Annotated in this window: 23 protein-coding genes; 4 read left to right on the top strand and 19 right to left on the bottom strand. The window is 52.6% G+C overall.

Annotation, left to right across the window (positions count from 1 at the left end):
• Positions 1-272 precede the first annotated feature (272 nt).
• Entirely contained in the window at positions 273-698 is a 426-nt protein-coding gene (locus tag ACFIOZ_RS06065; protein ID WP_386082794.1) for a PRC-barrel domain-containing protein, read from the top strand.
• Between the two features lie 187 nt (positions 699-885).
• On the opposite strand, the gene ACFIOZ_RS06060 is transcribed toward ACFIOZ_RS06065, so the two are convergent.
• The 9 genes from ACFIOZ_RS06060 to ACFIOZ_RS06020 all read right to left on the bottom strand — a co-directional run bounded on the left by ACFIOZ_RS06060 (position 886) and on the right by ACFIOZ_RS06020 (position 8784).
• Positions 886-1308, bottom strand: coding sequence for an OsmC family protein (locus tag ACFIOZ_RS06060; RefSeq protein ID WP_386082793.1), 423 nt, complete (start codon positions 1306-1308; stop codon positions 886-888).
• Positions 1309-1416: 108 nt separating this feature from the next.
• Positions 1417-2337: a flagellar motor protein MotB gene (locus tag ACFIOZ_RS06055; RefSeq protein WP_386082792.1), complete on the bottom strand. Its 921-nt coding sequence runs from the start codon at positions 2335-2337 to the stop codon at positions 1417-1419.
• Positions 2291-3079, bottom strand: coding sequence for a MotA/TolQ/ExbB proton channel family protein (locus ACFIOZ_RS06050; protein WP_386082791.1), 789 nt, complete (start codon positions 3077-3079; stop codon positions 2291-2293). The genes ACFIOZ_RS06055 and ACFIOZ_RS06050 overlap by 47 nt, the downstream gene beginning before the upstream one ends.
• Before the next feature lie 148 nt (positions 3080-3227).
• Complete coding sequence (locus ACFIOZ_RS06045; RefSeq protein WP_386082790.1) at positions 3228-4076, bottom strand: MOSC domain-containing protein; 849 nt, start codon at positions 4074-4076, stop codon at positions 3228-3230.
• A gap of 71 nt (positions 4077-4147) precedes the next feature.
• The gene (gene gntR / locus ACFIOZ_RS06040) at positions 4148-5143 is read right to left on the bottom strand and encodes a gluconate operon transcriptional repressor GntR (RefSeq protein WP_386082789.1); all 996 of its coding nucleotides are present in this window, start codon (positions 5141-5143) and stop codon (positions 4148-4150) included.
• 75 nt (positions 5144-5218) lie between these two features.
• Complete coding sequence (locus ACFIOZ_RS06035) at positions 5219-5746, bottom strand: gluconokinase (RefSeq protein WP_386082788.1); 528 nt, start codon at positions 5744-5746, stop codon at positions 5219-5221.
• 17 nt (positions 5747-5763) lie between these two features.
• A complete protein-coding gene (locus tag ACFIOZ_RS06030; protein ID WP_211593363.1) occupies positions 5764-7044 on the bottom strand; it encodes a TRAP transporter large permease in 1281 nt (426 codons plus the stop codon).
• A gap of 2 nt (positions 7045-7046) precedes the next feature.
• Complete coding sequence (locus ACFIOZ_RS06025; protein ID WP_386082787.1) at positions 7047-7640, bottom strand: TRAP transporter small permease; 594 nt, start codon at positions 7638-7640, stop codon at positions 7047-7049.
• Positions 7641-7710: 70 nt separating this feature from the next.
• Complete coding sequence (locus ACFIOZ_RS06020; protein ID WP_386082786.1) at positions 7711-8784, bottom strand: TRAP transporter substrate-binding protein; 1074 nt, start codon at positions 8782-8784, stop codon at positions 7711-7713.
• Positions 8785-9050: 266 nt separating this feature from the next.
• On the opposite strand from ACFIOZ_RS06020, the gene ACFIOZ_RS06015 reads away from it, so the two are divergent.
• Together ACFIOZ_RS06015 and ACFIOZ_RS06010 are read left to right on the top strand one after the other, a co-directional pair.
• Entirely contained in the window at positions 9051-9494 is a 444-nt protein-coding gene (locus ACFIOZ_RS06015) for a MarR family winged helix-turn-helix transcriptional regulator (protein WP_386082785.1), read from the top strand.
• 118 nt (positions 9495-9612) lie between these two features.
• Positions 9613-10044, top strand: a complete 432-nt coding sequence (locus tag ACFIOZ_RS06010; protein ID WP_386082784.1) for an organic hydroperoxide resistance protein — start codon at positions 9613-9615, stop codon at positions 10042-10044.
• Positions 10045-10050: 6 nt separating this feature from the next.
• On the opposite strand, the gene ACFIOZ_RS06005 is transcribed toward ACFIOZ_RS06010, so the two are convergent.
• Positions 10051-10755, bottom strand: coding sequence for an aspartate/glutamate racemase family protein (locus tag ACFIOZ_RS06005; RefSeq protein ID WP_386082783.1), 705 nt, complete (start codon positions 10753-10755; stop codon positions 10051-10053).
• A gap of 106 nt (positions 10756-10861) precedes the next feature.
• On the opposite strand from ACFIOZ_RS06005, the gene yghU reads away from it, so the two are divergent.
• On the top strand, positions 10862-11734 hold the full coding sequence (yghU, locus tag ACFIOZ_RS06000; protein ID WP_386082782.1) for a glutathione-dependent disulfide-bond oxidoreductase: 873 nt from the start codon (positions 10862-10864) through the stop codon (positions 11732-11734).
• A gap of 75 nt (positions 11735-11809) precedes the next feature.
• On the opposite strand, the gene ACFIOZ_RS05995 is transcribed toward yghU, so the two are convergent.
• The 9 genes from ACFIOZ_RS05995 to ACFIOZ_RS05955 all read right to left on the bottom strand — a co-directional run bounded on the left by ACFIOZ_RS05995 (position 11810) and on the right by ACFIOZ_RS05955 (position 18319).
• Positions 11810-12124: a DUF6693 family protein gene (locus tag ACFIOZ_RS05995; RefSeq protein WP_386082781.1), complete on the bottom strand. Its 315-nt coding sequence runs from the start codon at positions 12122-12124 to the stop codon at positions 11810-11812.
• Between the two features lie 101 nt (positions 12125-12225).
• Positions 12226-12747, bottom strand: a complete 522-nt coding sequence (locus tag ACFIOZ_RS05990; RefSeq protein ID WP_386082780.1) for a DUF421 domain-containing protein — start codon at positions 12745-12747, stop codon at positions 12226-12228.
• A gap of 98 nt (positions 12748-12845) precedes the next feature.
• Positions 12846-13166, bottom strand: a complete 321-nt coding sequence (locus ACFIOZ_RS05985) for a hypothetical protein (protein ID WP_386082779.1) — start codon at positions 13164-13166, stop codon at positions 12846-12848.
• Positions 13167-13212: 46 nt separating this feature from the next.
• Positions 13213-14202: a lipid A deacylase LpxR family protein gene (locus ACFIOZ_RS05980; protein ID WP_386082778.1), complete on the bottom strand. Its 990-nt coding sequence runs from the start codon at positions 14200-14202 to the stop codon at positions 13213-13215.
• Between the two features lie 249 nt (positions 14203-14451).
• Entirely contained in the window at positions 14452-14991 is a 540-nt protein-coding gene (locus ACFIOZ_RS05975; protein WP_386082777.1) for a YaeQ family protein, read from the bottom strand.
• Between the two features lie 110 nt (positions 14992-15101).
• On the bottom strand, positions 15102-15791 hold the full coding sequence (locus ACFIOZ_RS05970) for a glutathione S-transferase family protein (protein WP_386082776.1): 690 nt from the start codon (positions 15789-15791) through the stop codon (positions 15102-15104).
• A gap of 52 nt (positions 15792-15843) precedes the next feature.
• Positions 15844-16461: a LysE family translocator gene (locus ACFIOZ_RS05965; protein ID WP_386082775.1), complete on the bottom strand. Its 618-nt coding sequence runs from the start codon at positions 16459-16461 to the stop codon at positions 15844-15846.
• A gap of 118 nt (positions 16462-16579) precedes the next feature.
• Positions 16580-17353 carry an enoyl-CoA hydratase/isomerase family protein gene (locus ACFIOZ_RS05960; protein WP_386082774.1) on the bottom strand — a complete coding sequence of 258 codons (774 nt, stop codon included), beginning with the start codon at positions 17351-17353 and terminating at the stop codon, positions 16580-16582.
• A gap of 117 nt (positions 17354-17470) precedes the next feature.
• Entirely contained in the window at positions 17471-18319 is an 849-nt protein-coding gene (locus ACFIOZ_RS05955) for a 3-hydroxybutyryl-CoA dehydrogenase (RefSeq protein WP_386082773.1), read from the bottom strand.
• Positions 18320-18331 lie beyond the last annotated feature (12 nt).

Raw genomic sequence — 18331 nt, 5'->3', positions numbered from 1 at the left:
CCCATTAGCTAAAAATCTCATTGAATGGTTGTATTTTTGAACACAGCGGCTAACCTAATAAGTGTCTTAGCGCAGTGAAGCGCAAGACAGCGTCAATCACCCTAATGCAATACCTTAATGTATTAGTTATTTAGGGTAATTAACTCACTTAGGAATAATAGTTTCGGCATTGCTATCGCTTATTTTAAACGAAGCCAATACCGCCACTATTGATTTATTCGGGTTGTTACGCGGAGTCGTTAAGCCCAATAAAATCGCAAGGAGCAAGCAAAATGAAAATGATTAAACCCACTATTTTAGGCACCCTCATGGTTCCGGCCTTTATGTTTGCCGCAGGCACCGTAAATGCTGAAGAGAACACCTCCACCATGGAAGCAACCTACCTGACTGAAACGCCAGCAGGCACTTTCCATGCTGACGCCCTAACCGGTAACCAAGTTAAAAGCAGCGTCGAAGATGACGAAGATATCGGCACCATCACTGACTTAGTGATTGATGAAGATGGCCAAATTAATGCTGTTGTCGTCGGCGTTGGCGGCTTTCTGGGCATGGGCGAAAAAAACGTCGCTATCGAGTGGGATTCACTTGAGCTGACCAAAGACGAAGATGGCGAAAATTATGTCATCACCGTTAATGCTTCAGAAGATGCCCTTGAAGCAGCTGAAGAGTATAACCGTAACGAAGATGAAAACAAATAAACACTAGACAGAAGATAAAAGCCCTGGCAATTGCCAGGGCTTTTTAATGCATATCATTTAAAAAACCAATAAACACTCAGGAATCTAAAATGATTTTTAGTGGAAAAAATGGCTCGCGCACACTATCTATACGCGAGCCATCTTTGTTAAGGAAACAACCTATTTTTAAGCAAAGCAAAATCTAAACTTAGGATTTAAGCTTAGCCGTCATGCTAATATCAGCATTTAGAACTTTGGAAACAGGACAATTTGCTTTGGCCGTTTCTGCTGCTTCCTGGAATGCGGCATCGTCAGCGCCACTGATCTCAGCAACAACGTCCAGGTGAATTTTCGAGATATCGAAACCGGCATCACTTTGGGAAAGGGTTACTTTTGCGCTGGTTTCGATTGCGTCAGCGGTATAGCCTTTCTCACCCAGAATCATTGAGAGCGCCATTGAGAAACAGCTGGCGTGTGCCGCACCGATCAGCTCTTCAGGATTGGTACCCGGCTCTCCCTCAAAACGCTGTTTAAACGAGTAGCCAGCATCTAATACACCGCTTTCAGTAGATACATTGCCTTTACCGTCCTTTAACCCGCCTTCCCAGCGTGCGCTTGCTTTACTATCCATACTGTTCTCCTTTCCTGTGATAGTTAGCTTATCGATTGGGCTCCGATAAGACACGGTAACTACGCTTACCGTGCTACTAGCGTAGCTGATTCCTTTGCTTATGCCGAATCAGGGTGTTGAATCGTTCCCCACAGATTCAATAGGGTCGGGGGAAACAGGTTGCAATGACTCAACTGAACGCTCACCGCGCTCTGTAACAGCGGCATCCAAATCAATCATCAGCTCGACGCGGCGATTTTCAGCCCGGCCTTCGTTGGTTAGGTTAGAAGCCAATGGCCTAGTGTCGGCAAAGCCTTGAACAATTAATCGCTTAGGCTCAAGCTCACCGGTGGCGGTGAGGACATTGGCCACTGAAGCGGCCCGCATCGCTGAAAGATCCCAATTACTGCGGAATTGGGATGTCCGAATGGGCACATCGTCAGTGTGCCCATCAATGGAAATCGTTCCTGGCACATTGGCCAAAAGGGTAGCTAGCGATTGCAATACGTCTTCAAAAGCGGGCGTGACAGTAGCGTTACCCGAACCAAAAGTGCCATTTTCAGAAATTCGCACCACTACGCGAAACTGATCGATATCAATCTCTGCCACGCCCTCTGGCAACGATGTCTCGAGCAGCTTTTCAACACTCTGAGCCAACTGGAGGCTTTGCAACTGGCGCTGGGTTTCCAGCACATTTCGCATGGATTCCAACTGCGGCTGCTGTTGCTGAGTCTGCTGACGCACCTCGTTTATCAAAGTGCGGTCTGGCACAGCTGGGGAAAAATGCTGCTTTACCGCACTGGTTCCCATCGGTATCTGCGTGGCTTCAATATCACGCTGCACACCAAATGCTTTAGATAGTTCGTCCGCCACCCGCCGAAACTTTTCAGCATCGATTTCAGCAAAGGAGAGTAACAGCACAAAAAAGCACAGCAACAGCGACATGAGATCTGCGTAGGTGATCATCCAGGCTGGAATATTGGTCTGTTTTTGCGCCATGTTGTTACGTTCGCTCGCCTGCGGTATTGTCTGCTTCTGCGTCTGACGCACTGCGGTGTTCCGGCGGCAGGTATATCGTCAACATCTGCTCTAGCACGCGGGGGTTCTTATCGCCTTTAATGGCAAGTACTGCGTCAATCCACAGCTCCTGCATTTTGGCTTCCTGATTCATCCGTACCCAGAGTTTATCTGCGATAGGACTGGCGATCATCGTGGCGATCATCGCACCATACAATGTAGTCAATAGGGCAACGGCCATGGCTGGGCCAATGAGTGACGGATCGCCCATGTTGGAGAGCATTTGCACCAAGCCTACCAAGGTACCAATCATCCCCATGGCAGGAGACACCTCTCCTAGTGCTGAGAACACCTGCCCTCCCGCCTGATTACGCTCCAAGGTAAGCAGACGCTCCTTTTCCATCATGTCTCTTATCATCTCGGCACTGTAGCCGTCAGCCAACATTTGCAGCCCCTTCTGCAAAAATGGCGAACTAACTTCACGACTTTCCAGAGCAATCATCCCTTCTCGACGTGCCACTTTTGATAACTCAACCAGCTCGTCAATGCTCTCTTGAATACTTGGCAGTTGAAATTTAAAAGCTCGTGCCGCTGCTTTAAAGGCAAATTTAAATTGCGTAATACTAAATTTAGCCAATACCACAAACAGGCTCCCACCTACCACTAGCAACAGCCCAGTGGGGTTCATGAACACCTCTGGTGAGGTGCCCATAATCACAGCGGTGCCCACTAATACAGCAGCCCCTACCAAGCCAATCAATGTTGCGAGATCCACAGCGCTTCCCCACAGTGTAAAAATACTATTATGTTAGTATTTAAGACACTAGAGACTCCCTATAAAAGCGTCAACGTTAAATTAATAACATCTTCCATATTGACTAATTAAAAACAACACACTTTAAGCAGTAGGCATGCCGGGCGATTTAGACGCTGCGGGCTGTTACCGATAATTTATCTCCTACGCGAATAACACTGCCCGAGCCTTCGAGCAGGGTGGCATTTTGACCAAAGTGCGCACCTTTTTGGGAGGGTTGAGTATTCAGCTCTATCAACGTTTTCAGCGGCTCCGCCGGGGCAGGCACCGCGGCGGTATGCTGATCAATGGTAGTGATTTTGCAGCGCTTACACGGCTTGCGTAACGCCAGTTGAAAAGTGCCGCTTTGCTCTGACAACGTTGCCCAACGATCCTCCGCCCACGCTTCATCGCTCTTTATCACGATATTGGGCCGAAAGCGGTTCATGGGTACTGGCGCCTCCCCCTTCGCTACCAAGGCTTGATTCAAGGCGTCTAATGAGCCCGTGGTGGCAATTAGAAAAGGATAACCGTCGGAGAAATAGGTGTGCGCTGCTCCACCATCAAGGAAATCATCTTCAACCGCACGGGTAAACTCAGTGGCAAAACGCACCATGCTAAGCCCCTGAGCCTGCTCACCTAGGGCGGCGACCAGCCAGCGAGATACGTCATCGCTCTCCGGCAGTGCTTTACAGTGGTCATTCCACACCTTAACCAGGCGCAAATTTCCCTTTGGCTCGATCAGTGACAGGCTCAACGGCTCGGCGTTAGGGTGCGACAGCACCAAGTGCTTATCAGTCAGTGCGACTTCCACGGTGGCGAGCGCCGGGAATTGGCGCTGGGTGACAAAACGCTGCTGGGCATCCACTAGCATCCAACGGCGATCCCAGGCCAGCCCGTGCTCTTGCAGCGTGCTGTGATTGACGCTGATTCCTTTTAAGGATTTAACAGGGTAGATATTGAGTTGAGTAATCTCCACGGCGTCCTCGCGACAAAAGTAAAAGGCTACTTTAGCCACTCCCAGCCTTGTCGGCTACTCGAAAACAGAGCCTATAGCGTCCTGCCTGTTTCAATACGATAGCCCAAATCGACCACTGGCCGGGTTAGCGACTCTCCCCGGATCCGTGCTAACAACTCCCTCGCGGCTGTTTCGCCGATGGCCTGACGTGGCGTGACGACACTAGCGAGTCTTGGCGTCATCACCTGCCCTACATCGTGGCCGTGAAAACCAGCCAACGCCATCCGCCCTGGCACATCGATTCCCCGCCGCAGGCATTCGAAATAGGCCCCTACTGCAACATCATCGTTGGTACAGAACAGGCCATCTGCTGCGGGGTAATCTGCGATCACCTGCTGCAGCAGTGCCGCCCCCACGCTGTAAGAGGAGCGCTGGGTGCTTTGTAGCGTAACGGGTGTCAAGCCATGCTCTCGCATAGCTTCGCGGTAGCCACGCTCTCGCTGGCGAGTACGTTCATCCAGGCGCACCGCCAGGTAAATCACCTGGCGTCGCCCTCGTACGATCATCTCGCTGACCATGTCATACGCGGCTTGAACGTTATCGTAACCCACCACCTGCTGCAGCGGAGGGCGGTGGGTATCCATGATTTCAACAATCGGGATACCGGCAGTTTCCAGCATACGCAGGCTGCGCGGTGTATGGTCACGGTCAGACAAAATCACCCCGTCGACATTATAGGAGAGCAGCGAGGCCAAGCTGCGCTCTTCCAGCTCAGGGCTATAGCCATAGTGAGAAAGCATCAGGTGATAGCCCGCAGGCTCCGTCAGCGTTTCGATACCGAGGATCACATCGGCGAATACCTGGTTGGTGAGCGACGGTACCAGCACCCCTATGGAGTGGCTGGTCGCCCTGGAAAGCAAATCCGGTGCACGATTGGGAATATAACCAATCTGCTCGGCAATCGAGAAAATGCGCTCACGCAGGCCTTCCGAGACGGTTTCAGGATCTCTCAGGCAGCGGCTTACCGTCATTTTGGTAGCCCCTACGTTGTCGGCAATATCCTGTAGGGTGGGGCGTTTTTTCTTCAAGAAGTGACTGCCTTATACAAGATGCAAGCATTGGAGCCTAACTAATGGGAGCGACCCCAATGTGCACTCTTTTCTTTATCGGGGCGAGCGATGGGGCTCCGGCAGCGTCGCCGCGAATTGAGCAACAATCACTTGGGGCGACAAGGTGATTGAGGCATTGAAGGCCTCCTCTTCACTCGGCGGTTCCAGGTCGGCCAGTTGACTGGCCAACATGGTATCGCCTTTAAAGAAGTGCCCTGCCCGGGTTTCAAGCCGCTCAAGCAGTAGCTCCCGGCTACCCTCCAAATAGAGGATCTGCAGCGCGGGATCCCCTTGCCTCAGTCGGTCACGGTAACGTTTTTTCAACCCGGAACAGGCAATTACCAGCGACTCATCCCTTGCCCGATACTCGGCAAACAGTGCCGCCAAGGTATCCAGCCACTCGCTCCGGTCGTCATCGTTGAGCGGCGTACCACTGGCCATTTTAGCCACGTTGGCTGGGGAGTGATAATCGTCACCGTCAATAAAGGTCGAGCTTAGAGTCTCCGCCAACTGCTGGCCAATATGTGACTTCCCACAACCAGACACGCCCATCACTAAAATACGCTGTGAGAGGTTCTTCACAGAGGCTCTCCTGTTGGTTAATTGCCGCGTACAGCGGTGAGGTCAGGCAGCCAAGTAACGATTCCTGGGAAGGCGATCAGAACCACCAACACCACGAGGAGCGCCGCATAGTAAGGCAGCATGGCTTTAACCAACGACTCCATCGAGACTTTACCCACACCGCAGCCTACATAGAGGCAGGTGCCCACCGGTGGAGTTAATAGCCCGATGCCTAATACAAACGCCATGAGCACGCCGAAGTAGGCTGCATCAACCCCCACTGAGGTGACAATTGGCGCTAGCATAGGCGCCATGATCACCATCGCCGGGGTTAAGTCCATCACAAACCCCACCAACAGGAGTAAGAAAGCGACAATCAACAGCAGCATAAACGGATCTTGGGTAATTGCCTGCACCTGGCTAACCAAGGTTTGCGGCACCATATTGATCGTCAAGAACCAAGCGATCACCGTCGCGAACGCCAGTAACATCATGACCATGCCGGTCAGACGAGCCGTACGGATCAGCATACCGACAAGCTCTTTAAGCTTAAACTCCCGGTAAACGATCAGCGAAATCGCCAGCGAGTATAGCAGGGCCGCCACGGCCGCTTCGGTAGCCGTAAACACGCCAAAAATAATACCGCCAATCACAATCACCGGAAGCACGAGCGCCAACCAGGCAGCTTTAAAAGCATTCCAGAGACGATCCCAACGGAACTGCTGCACGCCGCCACCATCCTTTTTAGCAAGAATATAGGTGGTCACCATGAGCGCAAAGCCAATCAACAGACCGGGGATAATACCGGCGATAAACAGGCGACTAATGGAGGTTTCGGTGACGATACCGTACAGAATCAGCGGAATTGAAGGCGGAATAATGATTCCAATCACCGACGAGACAGTATTAATCGCGGTGGCATTGGCCGCGGTGTAGCCCTGCTCTTTCATGGAAGGAATCATCATCGCGCCAGTGGCGGCGGTATCGGCTACCGCTGACCCACTGATACCACCAAAAAACATCGAACCGGTAATGGCCACCTGCCCTAAACCACCACGCATAAAGCCGACCAAGGCGCCCGCCAGTTCCATCAAGCGACGCGCGATACCGCCGTTACTCATCACCTCGCCGACTAAAATAAAGAACGGGATTGCCAGCAGCGGAAAGCTGTTAACCCCACGAATAGACTGTTCGATCATGATCGACAGTGGAATATCGGAGAGAACCGCCATCACCAACGCTGCCACGCCTAAACCAAAGGCAATCGGCAGCCCAATAACGATGGAGGCCAATAAAATAGCCAGAAAAATCCATAGCATGATTAGCGCTCCCGCTCAGGGTGACGAATAACGTTCAAACTAACCCATATCCGCCAAATCGAAACTACCGCAATGAAGATGACGCACAGCACCAGCGAAAGGCTGATAAAGCTAAGCGGTACATTCATAATCGCCGAACGCCCACTCGAGCGTGCCAACACTTGATAGCCGCCCCAAATCATGACCACCATCAGACCGGTAATAATCACATGTTGGAGCAGGTAGAGCATATGCGCCAAGCGCAGCGGCAGGCGCCGAACCAGGGCGTCAACGGCTATGTGCTCATAGCGGGAAAAGGCGGCAGCAGCACCGATAAACACCAGCCATATAAAAAGCATACGCGCCAGTTCATCCGCCCAAGGCAGGGAGTGATTAAAGAGTGCACGCCCCACTACGTTGCAGGAAACAGACACTATCAACGCCACTAAAATAGCGCCGATCAGATACTCCATGCCCAAGGTCAGCCAGCGGAATAGGGCGGGGCCTTGGCGGGTATCGGTATCGATTTCCAGCGACTTGCGATTGGGGTCGTCCAGATACACCGAGGGGTCTTCAATCGGCGTAGATGTATTGGGGGGTGTAGAGGAGAGTGACATAGGAGCTCCAGGGCACTGACACGTCGGGCAGGCTCAACGGCCTGCCCAAGTGGTGCGCTAAACGTAAGGTTTAGTTGCTGCTCTCTTCAACAATCTTTTGAATGTCGGCGATAAGGTCTTCACCAATGCGCGGTGCCCACTCTTCGTAGACCGGCTGTACGGCGTCTTGAAACGCGGCTAACTGCTCGTCGTCCAGGCGGGTAATTTCCATACCACGCTCTGCTAGCTGGTCACGAGACCAATCATCGTATTCAGCAGAGAGCTGAATTTCATACTCTGCGGACTGGCGCGCTGCTTCCTGCACAAGCGCTTGATACTCAGGCGCCATACGATCCCAGGTACGCTCAGAAAGCATCATGATAAAGGGAGTATAGACGTGACGCGTCTCGGTGCCGTAATCCTGCACTTCGTTGAAGTTAGAGGTCAGGATGGTACTCCAAGGATTTTCCTGACCATCGACCACGCCCTGCTCCATCGCGGAGAACAACTCACCAAACGCCATGGGCGTAGGGTTGGCGCCTAATGCTTCCCAAATCGCCAAGTGAACCGGATTTTCCATGGTGCGCACGCTCAAACCGCGCACATCTAGACCGGCAACATCGTCGGGACTAGACACCGGGCGAGCACTGTTAGAGAGCTGACGATAGCCATTTTCGGAGAAGGCGAGCGCCTTGAGGCCGGTACCTTCAAAAGCATCCAACATACCCTGAGCAACATCGCTCTGCATGACAGCTACGGCAGCTTCACGACTTGGCAGCAGGAAAGGAAGGTCAAAAGCAGCCAGCTGTTCCACATAGCCGGTGGTCGCCGAGCTAGACGGATAGGTCATGTCCAGCGTACCGGTTTGCAACATTTCCAGCATCTGTACATCGTCACCTAGCTGACTGTTAGGGAATACGTTAACAGTAATACGACCGTCAGTACGCTGCTCCAGAATCTCACCAAAGTATTGGCTGGATAGGTACTGCGGCGAGCTTTCCGCAAGACCGATTCCCATACGTAAGATATGTGAACCGTGATCACCGACCACCTCCCCTTCAATTTCGGGCGGATCAGAGAGTTCCGGGCTCTGGGCATGAGCCATACCCAATGTCAGGGTGGTCGCGCCGACTAGGGTCAGTGTGTTGCGCCAAATAGGGGTCATAGCGTTATCTCCAAGTACTCATTATTGTTAATGATTGAGTTGTTAATGACTGAGTTGTTAATAGCTGAGCCGCCAATAGCGGGGTTATTAATGAATACCTCAATGAAAGGCAATTTGTTACCGGTAACATTCAATAAGCGAAGGCTAGCCACCCGCTCTGTAAGTGTCAAAACAAAACTGCCAACTTACGACCAACGTCTAGGGATAGCCACTAACTGCTTCCCGCGCTACATTAGACGACGTATTTCGGATCGGAACCCATACTTGTGCAACCATCTTGTAGCGAATTAGAGCTCGATCACCAGCTTTGCTTTGCGCTCTATTCAACCTCGTTGATGATGACCAAAGTGTATAAACCTCTGCTCAAAAAGTTGGGGCTTACTTACCCGCAATACCTCGCCATGTTGGTATTGTGGCAAAACGATGGCATCACAGTAGGCACAATGAGTAAGCGCCTACTAACCGATCCTGGCTCACTGACGCCTCTGCTTAAGCGTCTTGAAGCCGATCAGCTGTTGAATCGCAAGCGCAGCCACGAAGATGAGCGCGTGGTAGAGCTGTACCTCACTGAGAAAGGCAGAGCGCTGCGCGAACAGGCGTGCCATATTCCCAGCTGTGTGGTGCATGCCAGCGAGCAGTCGATTGAGGCACTGACCATGCTGAAAGAGGACTTGGTGCGGCTACGCGATAGCCTGCAAAAGAACCAATAGCCTTCGCTTGCTGGCGCTGGGCATTGAGATTTATTTGCCATTTATATTGCGCGCAAAATAAAGCTGCGCTAAGTTAATGGCGCAGGTTCATAATGAAAACACTGACAGGAGATACAGAATGACAACCACTATCGAAAACGTTGTTTATCGCGCCCACGCCACCGCTACCGGTGGCCGTGAAGGCCAAGCCAAATCATCTGACGGCGCGCTGGATGTTAAACTCAGCACGCCAAAAGAGCTGGGTGGCGCAGGCGGTGATGGCACCAACCCAGAGCAGCTGTTTGCTGCCGGCTACTCGGCCTGCTTTTTAGGCGCGCTTAAGCATGTTGCTGGCCAGGAGAAAGTAAAGCTTCCTCAGGATACGAAGATTGATGGTCACGTAGGTATCGGCGCCATTCCTACCGGCTTTGGTATCGAAGTCGAACTAAAAATCAGTCTGCCCGGCCTTGAGCAAGACGTTGCCCAGCAGTTGGTCGAGAAAGCCCATGTTGTCTGCCCCTACTCCAACGCCACCCGCGGCAATATTAACGTTACTTTGACACTAGCCTAAGTACGATTAACTAGCTGAATCGCTAAGTGCCCACGCCACCGCTCTTTGGGCATGCAGAGCGGTGGTGTCGTAAAGGGGCACCTGGGTATCACGCTGGCTTACCAGCATAGCGATTTCAGTACAGCCTAAAATCACCGCCTGAGCCCCTTGGGCATGCAGGGAATCAATGATGGCCAGGTAGCGCTGCCGCGATATATCTTCTATGCGCCCCTGGCAGAGTTCATCAAAGATGACCCGATGAATAGTATCGCGCTCTGACTGATCGGGCACCACGACTTCAATACCGAACTGCTTTTCCAAGCGGCCGATATAAAAGTCCTGCTCCATGGTAAAGCGCGTTCCCAATAGGCCGACGCGAGTGATTCCGTCAGCGGTAAGCTGTTCCGCGGTGGCATCGGCAATATGCAGTAGCGGAATCGTAATCGCCTGCTCAATAGCAGGCGCCACTTTATGCATGGTATTGGTGGCAATCAGCAGGCAGTCAGCGCCCGCGCGCTCAACGCTTTGAGCAGCGTTGCCCAGGAGTTCACCAGCGGTGTGCCAATCGCCCTGCTGTTGCAGCGTTTCAATTTCGGCAAAGTCGACGCTAACCAGCACGATCTTAGCTGAATGAAAGCCGCCTAGCGCTGCTTTTACGCCCTCGTTTAGGGCTCGGTAATAGCCTTGGGTAGACTCCCAGCTCATGCCGCCCAGCACACCAATAACACGCATCCGTCACCTCTGAAGAAAATGAGCTACTTTATTATCAAGCTAATCACCATCTGCCACCCATAATAGCCGCGGCATCATCGATAAACTATTTATAGCGAGGAAACGAATGAGCGACAATACCTATACACCCCCGCGTGTTTGGAAGTGGGAACCTGGCAACGGCGGTAAATTTGCCAATATCAATCGCCCAATCGCAGGCCCTACCCATGACAAAGCACTGCCGGTGGGCAAACACCCTCTTCAGCTCTACTCCCTGGCCACGCCCAACGGTGTCAAAGTCACCGTGATGCTTGAAGAGCTGTTGGAGAGAGGCGTTACAGGCGCCGAATACGATGCATATCTGATAAACATTGGCGAAGGCGATCAGTTCAGCAGTAGCTTCGTCGAGGTGAATCCCAACTCCAAAATTCCCGCGATGATGGATCACTCAACCAATCCCCCACAACGGGTGTTTGAGTCTGGCGCAATCCTGCTCTATTTGGCTGAAAAATTTGACGCTTTCTTACCCAGCGACCCGGCAAAACGCACCGAGTGTCTCTCCTGGTTGTTCTGGCAAATGGGCAGCGCACCGATGCTAGGCGGCGGCTTTGGTCACTTTTATGCCTACGCGCCGGAGAAGTACCAGTATCCGATTGACCGCTACACCATGGAAGTCAAGCGCCAGCTCGATGTGCTGGATCGCCACTTGGCGGAAAACCGTTTTATGGCGGGCGATGAGTACACCATTGCCGATATGGCGATTCACCCCTGGTATGGCGCGCTGGTGAAAAATCGTGTCTACGAAGCGGCTGAATTCTTGGAAGCTCACACTTACAAGAATGTTCTGCGCTGGACGGAAGAGATTGATGAGCGCCCCGCCGTTAAACGCGGCCGTATGGTCAACCGCAGCTTTGGCGAGCCTAATGAGCAGTTGCACGAACGTCACGATGCCAGTGACTTTGAGCTCAAAACGCAGGATAAACTGGCTGACAGCGAGTAACTAACCGCCAAAAAAAGAGCCTACGCTTGGTCTCTCAGCGTAGGCTCTTGGTAGCTTTCAGTTTACAAGCTAAGACTATGCAACCCGTGAGTTATTCAAGGCGTAATTCCATACCCGGTAGAAGTAGAAAATATACCCCAGCCCAAAGGTAACCAGCGAAATCAGCATCCAAAGGATAATATGGCCAATGTTGCTGAACAGGTTGATATCACAGACCATTTTCCGCTCAACGCCAGCCTCATCCACTACCGAGGTACGGTTAATCACAAACCGCGAAAACGAGTAGGGGAAGAAGAAGAGCGCGACCCCAAGGGTAATGATGCTGAGTACCACCCAAACAACCAGATGGCCGATGATATCGATAATGGAAAGATCAGCTTTGATATTCACGTCGCGTCCTTAAAATTAACAGTGGCGAAGAATACCACCGCCAGGTGCAAACGTGAACGGGAAAATTAATATTACTTAGACACATAAGCTGCGTGTTAACTTCACCGGGAGCCACGAACCCCCTCTAAACTCGAATGGCTGCTCTCTGCATACGGCTTAATGACACTCATGGAACCATCCGTTTCCAGCACCACGGCTTCTACAGCCGCCACATCAGCAATGCCACTGCCGCGAATAGCCGACTGAACTTCATCCTGAGTAACCCGTGCTTTTTGCATGGAGGTGGTAATAAATTCGCCACGATAAAGCAGCATCAATGGCTCACCCGTCACTAACCGACGTACCCAAGCGGTTCTTACACTGAACCAAGTAATGATGAACTGAAGAGAAATCAGTAGGGCCATCGCCACAGCGCCCTCAGCTAATGCCACATCTTTAGATAAGAGAACCGTGGCCAATGTGGAACCCAGCGCCACCGTGACGATTAAATCGAAGGCGTTCATTTTCGAAAGCGTGCGATTGCCCGATATGCGCAAGAAAAAAATGAGGGCAGCGTAAGCCAGTATCCCAACAATAATAACGCGCAGTAAATTACCCCAACCATTAAAAAAATACATTTCCATAAGCCCTTACTCCCTTAAACGCCAACGTTATGTAAACATCCAATATCTCAACATTTAGGCTAGCAGGACTGGATCAGTTGTATAGATTACCGGGGGAATTAGTGCTGACTCTCCCACCACTGGGCATAGGAACTGTTATGGGGCGCAAGGCCGCCTTCATCGGGGGCGTTATCATCCCACCATACGGGGCCACGCTCACCGAGTGCTTCTTTAGCGCTTTGCACCGCGCTGCGGGCTTGTCGCATCGCGTCCTCATCGTCTTGCTGTTGGGCTGTTCTAACCGCCCGACGAGCCTTCATTAATGCTTTAATATGGGTGCGCTTTTCATCTTCACCTAAGCACGGGTCAGTGCAGCGCCATAGCCGATTTTTGGCGACGAAGTAGCGCCCATCCGGGGTATGAGGATACTTGTTGGCCATAAGCAATTCTCCTTTCCCGTGGGCGCGAGTGACTACCCGAACCGTTTTAGAAGCGCTTGGATAGCGTGATAGAACCGAACTTATCCTGCTCTTCCTGGCCGTCAAATTCACGGGAGCGTTGAACAGCCGCGTAAGTGACCTGCCAATCATCCCAGGCAAGCGCCAACCCCGCTGAGACATCGCCCACCCACTCTTTACGATCTACCGAGTGGCTATTCCTAAACGTATTGCCGTCAAGGGTCAGGTTTTGCGCCATGTAGTAACCGTCGACGCTGGCAAACAGGTACCACTGCCACCCCTCTTTACCCGTCATATGGTGCCTGCTGCCAGGGCTAGGCGTTAGAGTAGGAATGCCTGGTGCTTCATCCCCCCAACGCACGCTATACCCAACGCTTGCGTAAGTGTAGAGGTTACCCAAAGCGGCACCGACACTAGGCCCATGGGCAAACTGTTTGCCGATCAATGGGGCGCTATTCCACCACTGGCGGCGCATGGCGACGTTGACAATAGCTTCATCGCCAAGCTGGTTATTCCAACCATTGGGCCGGTCACTTTCAGTGATACGATGCACTTCACGCTGAATACTATCGGCCAGTGACGAGGGGCCTACCAAACCAATATCCAAATGCAGGTCAGTCGCCTGGCGCCAGTTTCCCATGGGCACATCTTCATAGAGCGACATACCGCCGTAAACGAGACCTGCGTAGGGGCGGTCATCTTCAATCAACCCACGCTGTTCAATATTGTTGGGTGTGTAGATTTGATGCACAAGCCGGAAAGCTGCCATATCAGCATTGCCGATGAGGCTATCGGGCAAAGCAGTGGCCAAACGCTGTGTCCAACTTTGCGCTTCGGGTTCAAACGCCCAGTTGAGCTCAAAACCGCTGGTAAAGTGGCCATCATCACTGCTGGCCATACCATCATTTGCGTGCTTAACAGAGAGGATACTATCGCTGGCCTGCGCGAGCGTTGACAGCAGGCTTACGACAGCCACTAACGGGAGCAGCTGCCATCTTAGAGGGGTAATTGCTTTCATTACTCGTTCCTTGAGAATTTCCTAGGGAGCATTTTTGCAGAGTGCGTCTTGATGAACATCAACAAACATTGTTGATTGTATGTAATTGTGCAAAAAGATAGCAAGCACACTTTTGCTGACGTCTATACAAAAAAGCTAAGTCACTAAAAAATAAGGGTGGCTCATAAGCCCCCTTCTGCTGTTGATTGCTTGGATGTATAGCGTAGCCGACTAGTAGAAAATTTGCAGACTAATAGCTTAGTTTAGTCACTACCTGTCGCGCAGCAGCCACTGCGGGGTAATTTCATGCTGGCCGTTTTCATCAGTAATAAACAGCGATCCTTCGCTAATCATTACCGCCCAGTTAATCGCCCTGGGCAGATCTTTAGCGATAGTCGCCAGAGCCTCTTGCGGCAGTCCCGCCACATGGACATTCTTCAGCGATGCCACGCTGGGCAGCACTTTGCCCTCCCAAAGGTCTACCCGGCCATAGGCGAGCAGTGAAACGCGCTCAGCCCGCCGTGAGCACCAGGTAATGCGCTCAGCATCCGGCAGACCGACTTCAATCCAGTGCAGTAGACGCCCGTCCAGGCTTTTCTCCCACAGCGCCGGTTCGTCAACATCAGAAAGCCCACGCCCAAAGGCGAGGGTCTCGCTATACCACAGCACATAAGCGAGCAAGCGCGCGGTCATGCGCTCTTCGGTTTCTGACGGGTGACGGGCTACGGTAAAGCGCAGCGTTTCATACACCCCGCGATCCAGATCGGTCAGATTAATATCAACTTTATAGGGCGTTGCGCTAAGAGCCATGGAAGTTTCCAAACGAAAATTTTCGTCAGTGTACCCGATGCAGGGTGTTCCTGGTGAGTTGCCAGAGCAACTACAGCGGGCTATCGGTATATCTTGGCATCAGAGCCAGGTTAAGGCGCACGGTAATCGGCGATAAGGGCGCCATTTTTCAGCGTATCGGCTTCGTGCATGGACTCACGCCATGGCTCTTCAAGCGCCGCTTGATACCACGCGTTCATAGCGGGCAGCGCTAATAGGTGTTCAACATACGCTTGGGACGCGTCGCTGAGCGATAAGTTGAATGTCTGCACGCGAAACGCTACGGGCGCATAAAACGCATCGACCGCAGTAAAGTACTTGCCTGCTAAATACGGCCCGCCAAAGCGCTCCAGCCCCTGCTGCCAAAGTATATCCAAACGCGCCACATCCGCTTTGAGCTTGGCCGATACGCTATCCAATGCCACCCGCATACCGCAATTCATTGGACACTCGTCGCGCAGCGCACCAAAGCCGCTGTGCATCTCTGCGGTTGCAGAGCGTGCCCAGGCACGTGCGCTCTTATCACTAGGCCAAACATTGGTGTGCCGTTCGGCTAGATACTCCACTATCGCCAGGGAGTCCCACACAGCCAAATCGTCATCCACTAAACACGGCACTAAGCCAGAGGGGGAAAAGCGAATAAAGGTGTCGTGGCTTGCACCGGTGCCCCCTTCAAAGGGCATTAGATGCTCATTAAACGGAATCTCCAGCGCTTTCATCAGCACCCAAGGGCGCAGCGACCAAGACGAGTAATTCTTGTTGGCAATATACAACTCAAACATGCAACGCTCCTTAATATGAGGATACACAATTCGCCTATATGGGCAGGCATCTTTAACGCGCCGCTTGAGCCAGCGTGTTACCGCCTAATCCCATCAATACACTACCGCCTATGCGCTGAATGAGGCGAGATGAGCCTTGGGACTTTTGTAGCCACGCCCGCAGCGGGCTTGCAAGCAGCACCACCACGACATCCGCAGAGGAGAACAGTAGATTGGTGGCAATACCCAGCCAAAGCAGTTGCCAAGCCACCGGCATCGCGCTCTCGGGCTGCACAAACTGAGGTAAAAAGGCGACAAAGAAGAGCGCTGTTTTAGGGTTGAGCACTTCCACTAGAAAACTATCGCGCAGAACGCGTTTAGTGGTGGCCAGCGGTTCCTCATCGCCATGGGCACGAATGCCCTGTTGCCATAGCCGCAGCCCCATCCAGAGCAGATAGAGCCCACCGATGATCTTCATGGCGATATAGGCAGGCGGAATCGCTGCAAACAGCAGCGCCAAGCCCAACGCGGCCGCCACCACATGAACGTAGCAGCCCATGTGCACACCCATCACCGCTAACCACCCTGCTCGTCGGCCGCGCCCCAGGGTTTGCGCTGCGGTATACAGCATCGCAGGCCCAGGAAGATAGGCAAAACCCAGCGCGGCGAGGATAAACGCGGCCCATTGCATCGTGGCAATTCCGAAAAGATGAGTGGTAGGAAGTCTTTGAGAATAAAACGGGGATGACGCAAGCGCCACCCCCTAAATAAGCCAAACTGGAACGAATAAAACGGTAATTAATAAAAACCTAGAAGTTAGCTTTACGCTTCTCGACAAACGCTGCCATGCCCTCTTTCTGCTCGTCACCGGCAAAGCAGAAGGCAAACAGGCTGGTTTCAAGCGCCAGCGCGCTGTCTAGGTCTTGATCCATCCCGTCGTGAACCGCCTGCTTAGCACCGCGCACTGACTGCGGGCCGTTGCCTTTAAGCTGTTTGGTTAACTCTTCAACGTAGTTTTCTAGCTCTGCTTGCGGCATTACCCGGTTCACCAAACCAATACGCAGCGCTTCTTGGGCGTCAATTTTGCGCCCGGTGGTCACCAGATCAATTGCCATCGCAGGCCCAACGCGGCGCGGCAGACGTTGGGTGCCGCCAAAGCCGGGAATGACGCCCAGCAATACTTCCGGTTGCCCAAACACTGCGTTGTCACTGGCTACCGCCCAGTCGCAGGCCAACGCCAGTTCGCAGCCGCCGCCAAGGCAAAACCCGTTCACCAGCGCGACCACCGGCACGGGCAGTGTCTCTAGGCGTTTAATGGTGCGTAGCGCTTGGCTGGCGAAGGCCCTCGCCTCTTCGGGTGATTTGTCACGCATTTCGGTGATATCAGCACCCGCCACGAAGGATTTCTCGCCCGCGCCGGTAATCACTACGCCGCGTAGCGTGGGGTGGGACTCAAGCTCTACCAACTGCGCTTCCAGCGCGGCAAGCACTTCGCTGTTCAGGGCATTCAGCGCTTTAGGACGATTAATGGTCAGTCGTACCAACCCATCGTTATCAACTTTCTCAATCACTGCTTCGCTCATGGCGGACTCCTTATTTGATTTGTTATGGAATATGAAAGTGAACACCACTCAACCCTAGCGAACGCTTGGTTGAGTAGCAATGACTTCTTTCTGCCGCGCTCTTTTGTTCAGCGCAAGCTAATCGTAAGAGTAGAAACCGCGACCACTTTTACGGCCTAGATAGCCAGCGGCGACCATGCGTTTGAGCAGAGGGCAGGGACGGTATTTCGGATCGCCAAAGCCCTCTTGAAGCACTTCCATGATTGCCAAGCAAACATCCAGCCCAATCAGATCCGCCAGAGCTAGCGGGCCCATGGGGTGAGCCGCGCCTAGTTTCATAGCGTTATCAACTGCTTCCGGCGTTGCGGTGCCCTCCTGCACGATAAACGCTGCCTCATTGATCATGGGCACTAGCAGGCGATTTACCGCAAAGCCCGGCGCATCACCTACCGGTACGGCGGTTTTACCCAGTGCCTTTGCGAGCATTTCAATCTCGGCAACGGTCGCATCCGAGGTCTGTTCGGCGCGAATGACTTCGACCAGCTTGAGCACCGGCACCGGATTAAAAAAGTGCATACCCACCACGCGCTCAGGGTGTTCACACACCGCCGCTAAGCGGGTTAGCGACAGCGACGAGGTGTTCGAGGCCAAGATGGTATCGTTGCTCAAGTGACTTAAATCGCGGAACAGCTTCTCTTTCAGTTCAGGCTGTTCAGGGGCGGCTTCAATAATCACGCCACAGCCACTCAACGCACCAAGCGCGGTGGTGGTAGAAAGGCGCGCTAATGCAGCGCTTTTATCCGCTTCGCTGATTTTTTCTTTAGCGACTAGCTTGCTCAACCCTTTATCAATATTCGCCTGGGCACGGCTAAGCTGCTCATCAGCCACATCGTAAAGGCAAACGTCAAAGCCACTGCCGACCACCACTTGGGCGATCCCCTGCCCCATGGTGCCAGCGCCTACCACACCGATTAGTTTGTTACTCATGTTCCTAAGTCC

Origin of the sequence: Vreelandella sp. F11, assembly GCF_042466685.1 — a bacterium.
Lineage (GTDB): Bacteria > Pseudomonadota > Gammaproteobacteria > Pseudomonadales > Halomonadaceae > Vreelandella.
Note: the sequence above shows the minus strand (reverse complement) of the source record. Positions and strands in the feature narration are given on the sequence as shown.